Below are 15827 nucleotides of genomic sequence, written 5' to 3'. Positions count from 1 at the left end.
AACGTTAGTGGGAACTACAACTCGATGAGCAGCCATCCGCCGCGAACGGGGACAGCCACATAGGGCTGAACAAACTCGGTAGTAACAAAGCGTGGCTGCATGTCATCCTGTTCGGCAGCCTTCATCATGCGGGGCTTACGTGTAGCTGTCGCTGCGGTGCGAACAAAACGCGGCGTATTCGCCTTAGGAGCAACCGTCTCAGTGGCTTCCTCTGCATGCTTCAACTTCGTCTTCGCTACAGGATGCGCCGGCTTACGCACAGGCGGTACTTCAAACGCAGCAGGAACCATGCGGCCTTCGGGCGCAGCAGTCACACTCTTCTGGTGATACAGCTCAATCGCCTTGGCTGGCGTCGTTACCGCCACGTCGGGCTGAACCATCTCAGCGGGGGCCACACGAATCAATCGCGGCACACGGCTCAATCCAGCAGACGCTGCCAGCAAGGCAAACGCAGCCACACTGCAAGCCGCAGCCGACTGTCTGCGAGACCATCCCGCCACCGGCTCACGCAGCAACGCATGCACCCGCTGCGCCAGCTCTGACTTGCGACCCAGCGCAGCCAGCGCCAGTCGCAATCCGTTCTGCTGCATTCGCTGCTCAGCCATGCGCGTCAACGAAGCTGCATAAGCCAACGGCTGCGCGGTCGATGCAACCACCGCAGCATCACAAGCCAATTCACGCTGCTCACCAATGCGGCGATTCAGCCACAGCAAAGCCGGATTCAACGGCATCACCACCAGGCCAATCTGCAACGCAAGATTGATCCAGTCATCGTGGCGACGCAGATGTTCGCACTCATGCGCCGCAATCTGGCGAAGCTCATCAGCGGACAGCGTCGGCACAAGCCACTCCGGCAGCAGCAACACCGGACGAAAGAATCCCAACACAGCCGGCGAACTCACCTGCGAAGAAGAGCAAAGCACCGCGCGACGATTGCCCGCGCTGAACGTATCCATCGCGCCCACTGCAATCGGCGTAGCCTCACGACGAACCTGCCGCAGATGCATCCACGCCATGCCAAGGCTGATCGCACGATAAAGCGAAGCCAGCAGCCAAACCGCTGCAATCGCAGCCGCAAGCCACGGAGCCATACGAATCGCAGCAGACGATGCCTGCGGTGCCATCGCGGCCACATGCAACGGCATATGCAGCAAGGGAAGCACGGTAGCAGCCGCAAACACGGCCAGCAGAATGCTGTGACGCAGCGCGGCAGAAGCCTTCGGCATCAACCGCAGCAGCGCAACCGCCAGCAACGACAACGCAAGGCCCTGCCACAGGCTCGCAGCCCACGACGTAGCCATCACAGAAGAGACATGTGCCAGCACAGGAGTCATTCCGCCTCCTCCTGCTCAGCATCGCGCCTTGCAGCAGCGGCTTCCGCTTCGGCAATCGCCTGTTTCAACTTGTCCAACTCATCGGGGCTTACATCGCCATCGCCCAGCAGCGCCAGCATCAGGCGCTCACGGCTGTTCCCAAAGAACCGATGCATCACATGCCGTACTTCGCTCTGCTGCGCATCCTGCTCCGCAACGGTCGCGGTATACACAAACGCGCGACCCTCTTGCCGATGCTCCACATAACCCTTTGTCTCAAGAATGCGGATCGTGGTCAGAACAGACGTATACGCCAGCCGCTGTGCCTCAGGCATAGCGGAAACCAGATCCTGCACCGAGCATTCGCCGATCTGCCAAAGCAGGCGCATCAGCCTCAGTTCAGCTTCGGTCAGCGTGTTGGAGCGATTCCTCGGCATTCCTGTCCTGTTGTGATGGACGAGGTACTAATGAATTAGTTAGCAACAAGGGAGCCCAAAGTTCGAAAGCCTCGAATCTGAAGAACCTGCGTTCTTTCCTGGCCAAAGCTTCTGTGCAAACGAATGCTGTCAAGATCAACAAGCTGGAACGATAGCTTCAAGTAACTGATTCATAACAACATGTCGGCAGAAATTTGTTGGCATGCTTAGTAATGCAGATTTCTAAAATAGAAAAGAGTCCCAAAAAGACCAGACAACGTCTTTGTTTTAGGACGGTCTAACCCCTTTAGAAAGAAGATTTTGCCTCTAACCCCAATGGGCAGACGATTTTACAGCCACCGTCGACGTAAACCCAATAGAAAGACGATTTTAGAAAAACAGGGGAGGGGAGGGGGTGCCCCGCACCTAGTGGTTTGCCAGCTTGTCCAAATGGCGAAATCCGCCCGTAATGACGAACATAATCGCAAAAAGCAGCCCGTTATAAGCCGCATGAACCACGGAACTGGCAGCAACGGAGTTGTAACGGATGCGGATGTAAGTCAGCCCACCGCCAACAACCCAAAGCACACCAACCGCGTTCCAGGCCCATCCCAACTGCGCCGCGTGCATAGCAGCGAACAGACCACTGCTTAGAACGCCGCTCAGAATCATGCTCCGTTGCGACAGGCCACTGGTCGATTGCCACCACTCGCGAGCCTCATAGGTCTTCGGCAGCGCAATCCAATCGAAGAAGATGGCGAAGCCGCGTAGCAGGAATCCACGGAAGAAGACCTCTTCGCAGACAGGAGCCACAAACGTTCCGAAGATGGCGATGATCCAAAGCGTGGAAGGCTGCTTGAAGAAGGCATCAACCGGCATCTCCTTGGGCAGCGTCAACAGGCTCTCCAGAGCCTGCGCCACAACACTCAACCCAATACCAACGCCGATGAGTTGCCACAGACGGTCCTTCGCCACAGTGCGATTCCAATGGATCACTTGTCCAAACGGACGCTGCCAGAAGCGCGGGAACGCAATGTAAGCAATGCCGTAGGTGATGAGGAAGGTGACCGCCTCAATCAGGATGCTGGTAAGAGGAATCGACGCAGAGTTTGCCAGCAGCTTCGTGTGGGTAATGAACCCGATAATGCCCATGAAGACCGAGACCGCAAACAGTGCCAGAACACCAATGCCAAGCAGGGCAGCGGAATAGCCCAGATTCGGCTGGCGCGGTTGATGCGTCAGCAGATCCTGCGGCACATCGCTCAGGGAACGCGTGAAGGTAGTGTTGGCAAAGGTATCGGAATGCAGCGCGGACGCAGAAGAAGCCTCATCGCTCTGTGAGCGAATGACGAAGTGGTCTTCCGGACGGAAGCCCTCGTGCGTAACGCCTGGATCATTCGGTTGTGGTTCGGTCACTCGGCTTTCTTCCCTTTAGTCTTTATAGCCGTTTTTGTGGCCGTCTTCGCAGCAGCTTTGGCAGCGGCCTTCTTGGCCTTGCTCTTCTCGGCAGACTTCTTGGCCGCAGCCTTGCGGCGCGCAGCACGTTCTTCCGCCGAAGGTGCGAACTTGGTGGGGTTTGCCACTTCGGTCTTCACCACCACAGGCTCCACGTAAGCCGGTGCAGGCGCACGCTCACTGCCAGGACGCTCGCGGTACAGCTTGGCCAGGAACTGCCCCGTATGCGACGCAGCCACCTTGCTAACCTGCTCCGGCGTACCCGACGCCACCACCGTACCACCACCTGAACCGCCTTCAGGGCCCATGTCGATGAGGTAATCGGCATTGCGGATGACGTCGAGATTGTGCTCAATCACAAGAACAGAATTGCCAAGATCTACAAGCTTTTGCAGCACTTCCAGCAGCTTGCGAACATCGTCAAAGTGCAGACCTGTTGTGGGTTCATCCAGCAGATAAAGCGTGCGTCCTGTCTGGCGTTTGGAGAGTTCCTTCGCCAGCTTCATACGCTGCGCTTCGCCACCGCTGAGCGTCGTTGCTGACTGGCCGAGGTGAACATAGCCAAGGCCTACGTCAACGAGCGTTTGCAGCTTCTGCTTGATGTTGGGAATATCACCGAGAACATCCAGCGCGTCAGAGATGGAGAGGTCAAGGATGTCAGCGATGGAATAACCGTTGAGCTTTACCGAGAGCGTTTCCTGGTTGTAACGACGGCCGTTGCAGACATCGCACAACACGTAAACGTCAGGCAGGAAGTTCATCTCGATGCGGCGCTGACCGTCGCCCTGACAGCCTTCGCATCGGCCACCCTGCACGTTGAAGGAGAAGCGTCCGGACTTGTAGCCGCGTTCGCGGCTCTCAGGCAGCATGGCGAAGTAGTCGCGTATCTGCGTGAACACACCCGTGTAAGTCGCCGGGTTAGAACGCGGCGTACGCCCAATCGGCGACTGGTCAATCTCGACTGCCTTGTCGATCTGCTCAATGCCGGTGATGCGGTTGTGTGGCTGTGGCTCTTCCTTGCTGCGATACAGATGCTTCGCCAGCGCACGATAGAGTGTGTCGTTCACCAGCGTGCTCTTGCCACTGCCGCTGACGCCCGTGATGACCACAAGCGCACCGAGAGGGAAGCCAACGGTGACGTTCTTCAGGTTATGTCCGCGCGCACCCTGAACAACGATCTCCTTGCCGCTGAGAGCGCGGGGAGCGTCGTTACTGCGGATATCGATCTCGCCGGAGATGTACTTGCCAGTAACCGACTCCGTGTTCGCCGCAATCTGCTCGGGCGTACCCGCACCGATGAGATGGCCACCATTCTTACCCGCACCGGGACCAAGGTCGAGTACATAGTCGGCCTTGCGGATGGTGTCTTCATCGTGTTCGACGACGAGGACGGTGTTGCCGAGGTCGCGGAGGTTCTCCATTGCGGCGATGAGCTTCATGTTGTCGCGCTGATGGAGGCCGATGCTGGGTTCGTCGAGCACGTACAGGACGCCGCGTAGACGCGAGCCAATCTGCGTGGCCAAACGTATACGCTGGCCTTCACCACCGCTGAGCGTTGCCGCACTGCGGTTGAGCGAGAGATAGCTGAGGCCTACGGCGTTGAGGAACTCGAGGCGCTCGATGACTTCCTTCTGCAGCCGGTCGGCGATGAGCTTCTCACGTCCTGTGAAGTGGAAGGTCCTCGCCTTGGACATGGCGTCATCGAGCGAGAGCGAGGTGAAGTCGCTGATGGACTGACTATCGACCTTGACGGCGAGTGATTCCGGGCGGAGGCGTTTGCCGTTGCAGGCAGGGCACTCCGTCGCGGACATGTACTGCATGTAGTACTCACGGAAGGCATCGGACTTGGACTCTTCTAGGGTGTCGCGCAGGTAGCCGAAGATCCCATGGAAGCCGGTGCGTCCGGCTTCGGCGCGTGGCGGGCCGTAGAGCAGCAGTTTCTGGTGCGCTTCCGGGAGGTCTTCGAAGGGGACTTTGAGGTTGATCTTGTTCTTGTCGGCGAAGAGCTTGATCAGGCGCAGCAGATATGCGGAGCCTGAGCCTGGACCCATCGCGCCATCCAGCAGAGGCTTCGACCAGTCCGTGATGGTCTTGCCGGGATCGAAGTCGTAAATGCTGCCGAGGCCGTTGCATTCGGTGCAGGCGCCGTAGGTGGAGTTGAAGGAGAAGGAACGCGGCTCGAGCTTGGGTACGTTGATGCCGCAGTCGGGGCAGGCCATGGAGGTGGAGTACAGCGTCTCGTCCATGCCGTGAATGGCGATGATGACGAGGCCGTTGGCCATCTGCAGAGCTTTCTGGACGGAGGATTCGAGGCGGCGGGTGTCGGGCTTGCCTTCGGCGTCGAGCTTGAGGATGACGCGGTCGACGATGGCTTCGATGGTGTGGTTCTTGCGCTTTTCGAGGCGCATCCCTTCGGTGACTTCCGTGATCTCGCCGTCGATGCGGACCCGGAAGCCCTGTTGGTCGAGGGATTCGAGTTCCTCACGGAACTCGCCTTTGCGGCCCCGGACGATGGGCGCAAGCACGGTGATGCGTTCGCCGGGTTTGAGCGCGACGATGCGTTCCACGATCTGGTCGGCGGACTGACGGCTGATTTCGTGGCCGCACTGGGGACAGTGGGGCTTGCCGACGCTGGCCCAGAGGAGGCGCAGGTAGTCGTAGATTTCCGTGATGGTGCCGACGGTGGAACGTGGGGAGCGCGAGGTGGTTTTCTGCTCGATGGAGATGGCGGGGGAGAGGCCGTCGATGGAATCGACGTCCGGGCGCTCCATCTGGTCGAGGAATTGCCGTGCGTAGGCGGAGAGAGTTTCTACGTACCTCCGCTGGCCCTCTGCGTAAATTGTATCGAACGCCAAGGAACTTTTTCCCGATCCAGAGAGCCCCGTGACCACGGTCAGGGAGTTCCGAGGGATGGTGACGTCAATGTTTTTGAGGTTGTGGTGCCGCGCGCCGCGTACTGTAATTTGGGAGATGCTCATAGCGTGTGGCGGCGGTATTAGGCCGCATATTCTAGGGTACTTTATCCGCGCCAGTCTTGCTCATGCGGCATACTGGAAGAGTTGCGTTCACGCGAGGAAGACGAACGGAGAGCGGGTATCCGCATAGGTACTTCCGCGCATCAGAACTGTGGATTATGACTGAATTTGCCTGAGATTAGAAGGCCTAGTCGCAGGTTGGTACTTTGATTGCATCGCTTTCAGGACAGGAGTAAACGGTAGTGACGACGTTGATGTTGGTGTGTGCAGTTCTGGCAAGCCTTAGCTTTGGTGTTCTTCTGGCATACGGACTGTGCGTGGGCATGTTCCACGTGTTCCGGATTCATTCCATCCAGGTCGCCCAGCAGCGGATTGCACAGCGCGAGGCGGCGCGGATGGCAGCAGCCACCGATCTGGCTTAAACCTTTAGAAATCTTTCATCCCCTCGACGGGCGGCTTTTATGAGCCGCCTTTTCTGCGTTTACTGGGGATTCTGCTGCTGCTGTTGGCGCTTTCTTAACTCTTCGAAGATCTGTTCCGGGGTTTTCATGCCACTGGAAGACTGCGACTGGCTGCTGTCCGGAGTGCTGCCATTGGTCGTGCTGCTGCCATTGTTTGTGGTGTTCGAAGAGGTGGTATCGGTGTTGCCGTTATTGGTGAACGCGGTATTTTCTGCCGGAGGCGGCGCCAGCGACGGGAAGGCCTGTTGCGATCCGTTGGTTGGGGATTGCTCGGCATGCTGGGTCGGTGGGGTCTGCTGGGGCGGTCGCGTGGGGTTTGCCGGCGGCATGGGCGGCGGCGGTGTTTGGGCCTGGCGCGGCCGGTACTGCGGATAATCGGGTACCACCTGACGGATGGAAGGTGGCGTTGCAGCGCCTGTCCGTGCTGTCAGTAGCAACTCTTTGGGCTTGGTGGCGGTTTCGTTCACCAGCATCATGTTGATGGACAGACCGTCAAAGAGTTGGGCAAGAACGGTTTGCACTGGGGCGGGGCCGTATTTGCCGTAGATGCGTTCGTCCGGGACGCCGCCGGTGATTTTCATGCCGGTTTCGCGTGCCACTCGGCCCAGCAGTTCCGGCATGGCTTCGCCGCTTGCTTCCACGGTGAGCAGCGATCCGTTCCACGTGACTTTGGTTTCTGCGCCCGCGACTGCTGCAACCGCGTTTGGATGCGCAGAGGGCAGATCAGAGACAGACTGCGTGGGCGACGTTGCAGGAAGGGCCGTCTGCGCACCGAGGACGGGCGCGCAGAGGAGGAAGAGCGTGATAGCCGTGGATCGCATTGCCATTCCTCCGGTAAGACGTTTCGCAATGCCATGTGGCTCACACGATGGCTGGAAGAACGTCTGTACTAGACTAGCAACCACGGCGAGGGATTGCCGTTGCTGAGGTCCATGAAAGTTACGATGCGATTTGTTCGATGGCTGCCGGTGCTTCTGTTTGGGGCAGCCCCACTGTTTGCGGAAACCTGCACGACGCAGGCAGCGATGGACCCTACCGTTCGTGATGGAATGATACGCGCGGCGGAGAATATTGCGACATTGGCTTCGGCAAACAATGCCGACGGTGTGAAGGCACAGACGATGCCGCAGTTTGCCAGCGACTTCTCGGGCATTGCGGGAGTTATGCAGCGGTCGGCTTCGCATCTGCAGGGCGCGAAATTTTCGCCGGAGTCTGTGTGGTTGCTGGATGCCTCGTCGTTGCGGGGAGATTCGCAGGACGCGCAGTTCTTTTGCAGCCTGAATCGTGGCGCTTCACAGACAAGTTTTCTGATTCCATCGCTGCCGCCGGGCAAATACGGTTTGGTGGTGCTGAACACGGTGGGTGTTGCGGAACCATGGCAGGTGTCACTGCTGATGCGTGAGAGTGCCCCGGGACAGTGGCAGTTGGGTGGGTTGTTCCCGCGTGCCACGACTGTGGCTGGCCATGACGGGCTCTGGTACTGGAAAACGGCGCGAGATTATGCGGCGAAGAAGCAGGCCTGGAATGCGTATGTCTATTACTCAGCGGCTGAACAGCTTCTGAAGCCCGTTTCGTTTGTTTCGAGCACTCACCTGGACAAGTTGCAGGAGGAGCGCACGAAGGCTGCGCCGCCAGCGTTGTCTTCCGGTGTGAGCGCGCAACAGCCGTTGGTGATTGGTGATGGGAAGGGCACGGAGGTCCGTGTGACTTCGTTCGGTGCTGAGAATGCTCCGGCAAATGGCGGACTGGACGTGCTGGCGCATGTGAAAGCCGATACTGCGCTGAATGATCCTGTGGCATCGCACGCGCGGAATGCCGCTGCCGCAAAGGCGATTGTGGCTGCCTATCCCGAACTACGTGGTGCGTTCCGTGGCGTGTGGATTGTTTCGGAGTTGCCGGACGGTACGACTTTTGTGAGCGAAGAGCCGATGACTTCGCTTTAAGCGGTCACCGGCTCTTTGTTTTTCGCAATACAAACTGGTTTAGGTGTGGGCCTTGCGGGCTTCCTGCAAGGCTTCGCGTTTGCGCTTTGCCCAGTCCGGCTTGGTTACCTGGCGTGCGCGTGCGAGTGCGAGTGCGTCCGCAGGAACGTCTTCGGTGATGCTGCTTCCCGCAGCGATGTACGCTCCGCTTTCTACCGTGAGCGGCGCGACCAGAGTTGAGTCAGACCCTACAAAGACGCCGTTGCCGATGGTGGTGCGGTGCTTGTTTACGCCGTCGTAGTTGCAGGTGATGACGCCTGCGCCGATGTTGGAGCCGGTGCCGATGACCGCATCACCGAGATAGGCGAGGTGGTTGGCCTTGGAGCCTTCGCCGAGCGTGGTTTTCTTTGTCTCCACAAAGTTGCCGACGTGGGCATTTGCGCCGATGTGGCTCTCCGGGCGGATGTGGCAGTAGGGGCCGAGTTGTGCGCCGTCACCAATGATGGAATCGGTGAGGATGCTGCCGTTGCGGATGAGAACACCTTCACCGACAACGCAGTTTTCAATAACCGAGTAAGAACGGATGCGGCAGTTGGGGCCGACCTTGGTTTTTCCGAGAAGCTGGGTGAATGGCTCCAGAACGGTGTCTGCGGCGACTTCCACGCTGGCGTCGATGGTGACGGTTTCGGGGCGGAAGATGGTTACGCCCTGAGCCATCAGCTTCGTTGTGGTGCGTTCGCGAAGGCTGGCGTCGAGGTGCATCATTTCCGCGATGGTGTTGGCGCCGAGGACTTCGTCGACGGAATCAGCGGGGATGGCGATGACGCGTTCTTCATCGTTGACCATCATGGCCGCGACGTCCGTGAGATAGAACTCGCCGGAGGAGTTGGTGTTCTGCAGGCGACCAAGGCGATCGAAGAGTTTCTGCGTGTCGAAGGCGTAGATGCCGCTGTTGATCTCGCGCAGGCGCTCCGGCGTGGCGAGCATGTCATCGGAGAGCGACTTCTGTTCGATGATGCCGGCGACATCATCGGAGCCATCCTGCTTGCGCAGGACGCGGCCGTAGCCTGTGGGGTCATCCGGGATGGCCGTGAGGATGGTCATGGCAGCGTGTTCGCGCAGATGCGTGTCGCGCAGCTCTTCGATGGTCTCCGGGCGGATGAGCGGGACGTCGCCGGAGAGGACGAGAAGATTTTCTGGCGGTGCGATTTTGTTGGCATGAAACCACTGCTGTACGCACTGGAGAGCGTGGCCGGTGCCAAGCTGTTCGGGCTGGAGGACGAAGCGCACACCCGTGGGGGTGGCGGCTGCTTCGACGCGGTCTGCCTGATGGCCCACAACGACAAGGATGTTTTCAGCGGTAACGGCGGTCTTTGCTGCGTCGATGACGTGCAGCAGCAGAGCCTTGCCGCCGACGGTGTGGAGGACCTTGGGGAGCGCACTCTTCAGGCGGGTACCTTTACCCGCAGCCATGATGACAATGCCGAAGTGGTTCATGTCCTGATGCTACGACGTGAAACGCCTTCGTGGGATTGCGATCCCTTGAAAAGAGAGAGGCTTGCCTTGAGGAGGACTGGCGGGGGAAACTATGTTGTCATCCCCTTTATGCCACTGATGCCATCTTTCCGTTGTGTGACACCTGCCGGTTTTCGTGTGCTGCTTCAAGTGGCGTTGCTGGGGATGCTTCCGGGCGTCGCCTTTGCTCAGGATGGACGAACGGCGCTGCCACAGGTGCGAAGTGCCGCATTGCAGGGCACGGATTCGGGTGAGGTTGCGGATTCGCAGAAGATCCCCTCGATTTCCATCACGCTGAAGCGGACGGCGGCGCAGCAGGCGGATCTGGACGCGTTCCTGTCAGACGTTCGGACCAAGGGAAATAGCCAGTATCACCAGTGGCTGACTCCGGATGCGTTCGCAAAACGATTTGCGCCTTCTGCAGATGCCGTGGCGCAGGTGACGACATGGCTGCAATCTCAGGGATTGCAGGTGACGTCGGTTGCGGCGGGTGGCATGCGACTGAACGTGAGCGGCACGGCACGGCAGACGGAGACGGCCTTCGCGGTGTCGTTGCATCGGATGGCGCTGGCGGCGGGCGATGCGGTTACTGTAACGGGCACGCCGAGCGTTCCGGATGCGTTGGCGAGTGCTGTGGAGTCGGTTTCTGGTCTGGATGCGACGGTGGCTTCAGTTGAAGCTGTGGCGACTCTTGCTGGCTCTGTGGATGCGAATGCGTCTGCGATTCTGACGGCTGACCTATCGAAGAGCTCTGTTTCTACGGAAGAGTTGTCTACCGTTCTGGAGCAGGCTGCGGCGCAGGGGCAGACGGTGGTTCTGACTGGTGCTTCGGATTCGCTGGTGCCGGAACGCGCGCTGCTGATTGTGAAGGGAGCTACGGCTGCGGACGACTCTGACGATGAGACGCCAAGGCCGGATTGGCAGGCTGCTCAGGGATTGCCTGCGGATGGATTGCGAGCCACGCCTGATGCGGCTGTGACGGACGTTGCCGCGTTGGCGACTGGGCTGACGTCTGTAACGACGACTTCCGGTCGGCAGGGCGAGATTGCGTCGCGGTTCTACCAGGTGGCGCCAGAGCCGGGTGTGTTTACGCATGCCGATGCTTCTGTGGCTGATGGCACTTGGGCTGCATTGGATGGTTTAGGCACGGTCAATGTAGACAAACTGGTCAAAGCGCTTGCTGTCGGTTCGACGAATCCGCTGAGCTCTGTGATTGTGCTGTCGTCACGAGACCTAACGCACGGGCAGACGATTACGCTGACAGCGACCATTACTGGTGGTTCTGGAACACCGACGGGCACGATTACATTTGCCAGTGCTCAGGGCGGGACGCTGGGTTCAGCCGCGATGACGAATGGCGTTGCGACGTATTCGACCAGTAGCCTTGCTGGCGGTCAGTACGGGTTCTACGGCACGTACAACGGCGATAGCACGTACGCGAGTAGCACCACAAATGTCGATACGGCGACGATCGGGGCCGAGGCCGCGAAGGTGGTTGCGGGTGTGAATGGCACGCCGTTAGTGGGAACGACCATGGCGGTGTCGGTGGGCGTTTCCTCTACCAGTGGTGTTGGTACGCCGTCGGGCACGGTGACGGTTTGGCCCTATGGGACGGCGATAGCGTCGAGCTCATTTACGGGGACGCTGGGAGCGTCGACGAGCGGACAGGCGACGGCGAGTGTGAGTGTTCCGGCTACGAATGCGGGGACGTTTAACTTCCAGGCGAATTGCACTACGGATGCGAGCTTCTCCTGCTATACACCGATCACTTTTTCTGTGACCGTGGGCAAGGGCGCGCCCTCGATGAAGCTGACGCAGACCGGGACTTCGTCTGCTGCGGTGTTGACCGCTACGGTGGCTGCGCCGACGACGGCGGGGACTGGGACGGTTGCTCCTACGGGGTCTGTGCAGTTCCTGGATAACGGAACGGCGATTGGAAACGGCACTCTGAATAGCTCTGGTGTGGCGACTTACACCGGTGCGTTGGGTAGCGGAACGACACACGTTGTGACGGCGACGTTTGGTGGTGATGGGAATTACAACACTGCCACTGCTACTGCGAATGCCACGACGAAGGTGACACCGAGTGTGGTGTTGGCCGTGGTCACGGCGGGGACGAGTTTGTCTGCGACGGTGACGCCTCCTTCCGGGACGTCCACTATTCCAACGGGAACTGTGCAGTTTCTGGATGGCAGCACGACGCTGGGTACGGCAACTCTGAATGCTTCCGGTGTTGGAACCTATTCGGGTAGCTACACGTCCGGTACCGGGTACATTCTGACTGCTGTTTATGTGGGCGATACGAACTTCAATACAGCGACTTCGAATGCGATCGATACGAGCAAGATTTCGCCGACGGTGACGCTGACGAAGACTGCGTCGTCGCCGACGGATGGGACTGTGGGACTGAGTGTGGCGGTGACGAGTACGTCATCGACGGCTGCAACCGGAACGGTTTCGTTCATGGATGGGACCACGAAGATTGGAACCGGCACGCTGAATGCCAGTGGTGCTGCTACGTTCGCGGGTTCGCTGGCTACGACGGGGACATCGACATCGTCTTCTACAAACGTGCGTCCGTTTGTTACTTCGACCGTGACGCATACTTTGACCGCGGTGTATGGCGGTGATACGAATTTCAATTCGGCAACTTCGAATGCGGTGACGGCGGATGCGACGACGACGCTGATCACGACTTCGACTGCGTTGACTTCTTCGTCCGGATACACGGGCGCGTATGGCACCAGCTTCACGTTGAATGTGGTGGTGACACCGTCGAGTTATGTGACAGCGGGAACTGCTCCCAGTGGTACTGTCACGATCAGCGATGCGAGCGGTGTGGTGGGGACAGGTACGCTAAGCGCAGGCTCTGCGAGCATTGCGATCAGCACGTTGACGGTGGGTAGCCATGCGCTGACTGCAACGTATGGCGGCGATACGAATTACGCGGCGTCGACCAGTTCGCCTGCTTTGACGATTACGATTACGCCGGTGACGGCGACGATTACGGCCACGATTTCGCCAACTGGGTCAGTGCCGTATGGGTATAACGCGAACATCACCGTGAATGCGTCGGCGTCGAGCGGCAGTGTTGCGCCGGCTGGCACGGTGACTGCGACGGTTAGCGGCAACAACGGCACCTATACCGGCACGCTGACAGCGACTGGTGTGGGTGCAACGACGTCGACGGCGAGCATTGCGTTTCCTGTGCCGCCGCCGGGTAAGTACACCATCACGGTCACCTGCAATACGAACATCACCTGCAATACAGCGTCGGTGAGTTTGACGACAACGCAGGGTAATACGAAGACGACGATTACAGGTGCGCCTTCTTCGCCTCAGGCTGGTGTGCCGGTGAGTATCTCCGCTACCGTTGCGAACTCCGGTACTGGCACGGGCACATATACCTACAGCGGTACCGTGAGCTTTTACGCAAACAATAAGCTTCTGGGAAAGGGAGCGGTTGCGAATGGAGTTGCTACCGCTTCGGTGACGTTTACTTCTGCTACGTCGATGACTGTGACGGCGATCTACAGCGGCGATACGAATTGGAATGGCAGTACGTCTGACGCGGTCACGGTGTTGCCGCTGCCGCTGGATGCTGTGGTGACCGTGACGTCGAGTACGACGAATGGCATTGTGGGGCAGAACATCACGCTGACTGCTACTGCTACGGCCAGCATATCCACTGCAACGCTGGTGCCTTCCGGCACGGTGACCTTCTACGACACATACGGCAGCTCTGTTGTGAATCTTGGAAGTGCCTCTTTGCTGTCGAACGGCTTGAACACTTCGTATGCTTCGCTTTCCACGACAGGATTGCGGGCGGGTTCTCATAGCATCTTCGCGATTTATTCGGGCGATACAGCATTTAACAAAGAGACGGCTGCGGCCATTGCTGTGAACATGGGCGACTTCTCGATGTCTTTCACGCCTTCTTCGGTAACGGTTTCGCAGGGCGGTTCGGCGCAGATCAACCTGGTTGTTGCAGGTGTCAGCAGTTTCAGCGGAACGATTGCGCTGGGATGCACGGCTCCGGCTGATACGGAGACGACCTGTTCCATTAATCCGGCGAGCGTTACTACGGGCTCGACTGCGGTGATTACGATCACCACGACCAAGGCAGCAGTATCTTCGAAGAGTGCCAGTCGCATTGCGATGGGTGCATCGGCTGCGGGCGTGTTTGCACTGTTGATGATGGGAGGACGCAGACGGCGCGTGGCTGCGTTGCTAATGCTTCTGCTGGCAGTTGGATTGATGAGCGGCGGCTGCGGCGAAGACTCCACATCGAATAACGGTGGTGGAACAACCGATTCAGGCACGCCGCTGGGGACATTGACGTTCCAGGTGACGGGAACGGCTGTGAATGCTCCGGTGTCGGCACGCCGTACTGCGGCCGTGTCCGTCACGGTGCAGTAAAACGGGTTTTGATTCCAGGTTTAGCGGGTCAGCAGAGCAACGCCTGCGGCTACAAAGACGGCCGCAAGCCAGCGGCGACGATCCACGTTTTCCTTCAGGTAGAACTTTGCGGCAATTGCCGTTGCAATGAAGGTAAGCGAATTGGTCGCAGGGGCTACCAGGCTGAGGTCGGCTCCTGACAAAGCGAACAGCAGTGAGAAGAAGCTGATGGCCATGCAGGTGATGCCGCCGATGAGATAAGGCGAGGAAACAACCGCCTTGATCGCGCCGATGAGTCCGGATTTCGCGCGGATTTCATCCAGATCACCAACGCGAGTCATGGCGGCGGAGATGAGCGTTTCGCCTACGGTGGCGCCAGCAACCATCAGAACAATCGTGATCACGGTGTCGGCTGAAAGATGCGTCATGCGCCTTCGCCTCCTGTTAACGCGACCGTATGTTTGTGTTCTGTCTTCGAAGGGCCGTTCGCTACGAAGCCCACGCCGATAACGATGCAGGCAATGCCAGCCCAGCGTGTGGGGGTGATGGCTTCATGCAGCCAGAGACGTCCGATCAGAGCGGTGACCACATTGCCAAAGGCCGTTGCTGGCTGAATGAAGGTGAGATCAGCCCACGACAGCGCGGTCATGTAGCTACCCATGAAGCTGATGAGCACTGCAATGCCTGCGATCACCCATGGGTTGAGCAGGGCGTGTAGCAAGAGGCCAAGATGAGCGAAGGAGACAGGGCCGACTTCACGCATGCCGCGGCTGAGGAGGGCGTCGCCCACGGATGCGCCCAGCATGATGAACACGAGCATGAGGTATTGCGAGAATTTGAGGCGGTGAGACATCGACACATTTGATTGTATCGGGAGGGAATCGACTCAGGATTGCTGTGGGACGTACTGTTGCAATGCGGCGAGAAAGCCTGGCATGTCTTTCAGGTGGAGTTCCTTGTACTGGTGTGGATAGATTTCGCGGGAGAGCTCAGATACTTCGAGCTCCACTACATTCTGTTTTAGCCTTCCTTTGGCATCGCGCGCCTGCTTAAAGGAGACGATGGAACTGTAGGGGATAAAGACGGAACGTAAGCTTCGGCGGATACGCAGAGAATGCTGAGTGAACTGAGCTTCACCCCGAAAGTAAAACAACACATTCACAAAGAGGCAGATCAGCCACAGCGTGAGTGTGAGTACGGTCAGCCAACGGCCGTACGAATGGTTGTAGCGCGAATGACCAGCGAGCTGGTCTGCGCCAAAGAGAACCCATGCAAAAGAGATGACAATCTGAGTGAGGCCGCCATTGTTGATCACTCGGAAGGTCATGATGGCATCGTCATGTGGGTTTGGCTTATACGCAAGCGAAAAGAA

Annotated in this window: 12 protein-coding genes; 3 read left to right on the top strand and 9 right to left on the bottom strand. The window is 58.6% G+C overall.

Annotated features, from left to right (window positions below; genetic code table 11):
• Window positions 1-14: 14 nt before the first annotated feature.
• The 4 genes from BLT38_RS08995 to uvrA all read right to left on the bottom strand — a co-directional run bounded on the left by BLT38_RS08995 (window position 15) and on the right by uvrA (window position 6162).
• The gene (locus tag BLT38_RS08995; RefSeq protein ID WP_083344869.1) at window positions 15-1334 is read right to left on the bottom strand and encodes a M56 family metallopeptidase; all 1320 of its coding nucleotides are present in this window, start codon (window positions 1332-1334) and stop codon (window positions 15-17) included.
• Window positions 1331-1750, bottom strand: coding sequence for a BlaI/MecI/CopY family transcriptional regulator (locus BLT38_RS08990; RefSeq protein WP_083344868.1), 420 nt, complete (start codon window positions 1748-1750; stop codon window positions 1331-1333). Before BLT38_RS08990 ends, BLT38_RS08995 begins: the two co-directional genes overlap by 4 nt.
• 405 nt (window positions 1751-2155) lie before the next feature.
• Window positions 2156-3145, bottom strand: coding sequence for a CPBP family intramembrane glutamic endopeptidase (locus tag BLT38_RS08985; RefSeq protein ID WP_083344867.1), 990 nt, complete (start codon window positions 3143-3145; stop codon window positions 2156-2158).
• Window positions 3142-6162 carry an excinuclease ABC subunit UvrA gene (uvrA, locus tag BLT38_RS08980; RefSeq protein ID WP_083344866.1) on the bottom strand — a complete coding sequence of 1007 codons (3021 nt, stop codon included), beginning with the start codon at window positions 6160-6162 and terminating at the stop codon, window positions 3142-3144. Before uvrA ends, BLT38_RS08985 begins: the two co-directional genes overlap by 4 nt.
• A 239-nt stretch (window positions 6163-6401) precedes the next feature.
• On the opposite strand from uvrA, the gene BLT38_RS20495 reads away from it, so the two are divergent.
• On the top strand, window positions 6402-6581 hold the full coding sequence (locus tag BLT38_RS20495; RefSeq protein ID WP_156785072.1) for a hypothetical protein: 180 nt from the start codon (window positions 6402-6404) through the stop codon (window positions 6579-6581).
• Window positions 6582-6640: 59 nt separating this feature from the next.
• On the opposite strand, the gene BLT38_RS08975 is transcribed toward BLT38_RS20495, so the two are convergent.
• Window positions 6641-7441 (bottom strand): hypothetical protein, encoded by an 801-nt coding sequence (locus BLT38_RS08975; protein ID WP_083344865.1) that lies wholly within the window; start codon window positions 7439-7441, stop codon window positions 6641-6643.
• A 123-nt stretch (window positions 7442-7564) separates the two neighbouring features.
• Between BLT38_RS08975 and BLT38_RS08970 the strand changes: the two genes are divergently transcribed.
• Window positions 7565-8563, top strand: coding sequence for a hypothetical protein (locus tag BLT38_RS08970; RefSeq protein ID WP_156785071.1), 999 nt, complete (start codon window positions 7565-7567; stop codon window positions 8561-8563).
• A gap of 39 nt (window positions 8564-8602) precedes the next feature.
• Here BLT38_RS08970 and glmU read toward each other — a convergent pair whose 3' ends face one another.
• Window positions 8603-10039 carry a bifunctional UDP-N-acetylglucosamine diphosphorylase/glucosamine-1-phosphate N-acetyltransferase GlmU gene (gene glmU, locus BLT38_RS08965; protein WP_083344863.1) on the bottom strand — a complete coding sequence of 479 codons (1437 nt, stop codon included), beginning with the start codon at window positions 10037-10039 and terminating at the stop codon, window positions 8603-8605.
• A gap of 117 nt (window positions 10040-10156) precedes the next feature.
• Between glmU and BLT38_RS08960 the strand changes: the two genes are divergently transcribed.
• Window positions 10157-14476: an Ig-like domain repeat protein gene (locus BLT38_RS08960; RefSeq protein ID WP_172838204.1), complete on the top strand. Its 4320-nt coding sequence runs from the start codon at window positions 10157-10159 to the stop codon at window positions 14474-14476.
• A 20-nt stretch (window positions 14477-14496) separates the two neighbouring features.
• On the opposite strand, the gene BLT38_RS08955 is transcribed toward BLT38_RS08960, so the two are convergent.
• Genes BLT38_RS08955 through BLT38_RS08945 form a run of 3 tightly spaced genes read right to left on the bottom strand, consistent with a single transcriptional unit; the run spans window position 14497 to window position 15782 of the window.
• The gene (locus tag BLT38_RS08955) at window positions 14497-14883 is read right to left on the bottom strand and encodes an EamA family transporter (RefSeq protein WP_083344861.1); all 387 of its coding nucleotides are present in this window, start codon (window positions 14881-14883) and stop codon (window positions 14497-14499) included.
• Window positions 14880-15308, bottom strand: a complete 429-nt coding sequence (locus tag BLT38_RS08950) for an EamA family transporter (protein WP_172838203.1) — start codon at window positions 15306-15308, stop codon at window positions 14880-14882. The genes BLT38_RS08955 and BLT38_RS08950 overlap by 4 nt, the downstream gene beginning before the upstream one ends.
• 33 nt (window positions 15309-15341) lie before the next feature.
• On the bottom strand, window positions 15342-15782 hold the full coding sequence (locus tag BLT38_RS08945; RefSeq protein WP_083344859.1) for a hypothetical protein: 441 nt from the start codon (window positions 15780-15782) through the stop codon (window positions 15342-15344).
• Between the last annotated feature and the right edge of the window lie 45 nt (window positions 15783-15827).

It is taken from the genome of Terriglobus roseus, from assembly GCF_900102185.1.
Lineage (GTDB): Bacteria > Acidobacteriota > Terriglobia > Terriglobales > Acidobacteriaceae > Terriglobus > Terriglobus roseus_A.
Note: the sequence above shows the minus strand (reverse complement) of the source record. Positions and strands in the feature narration are given on the sequence as shown.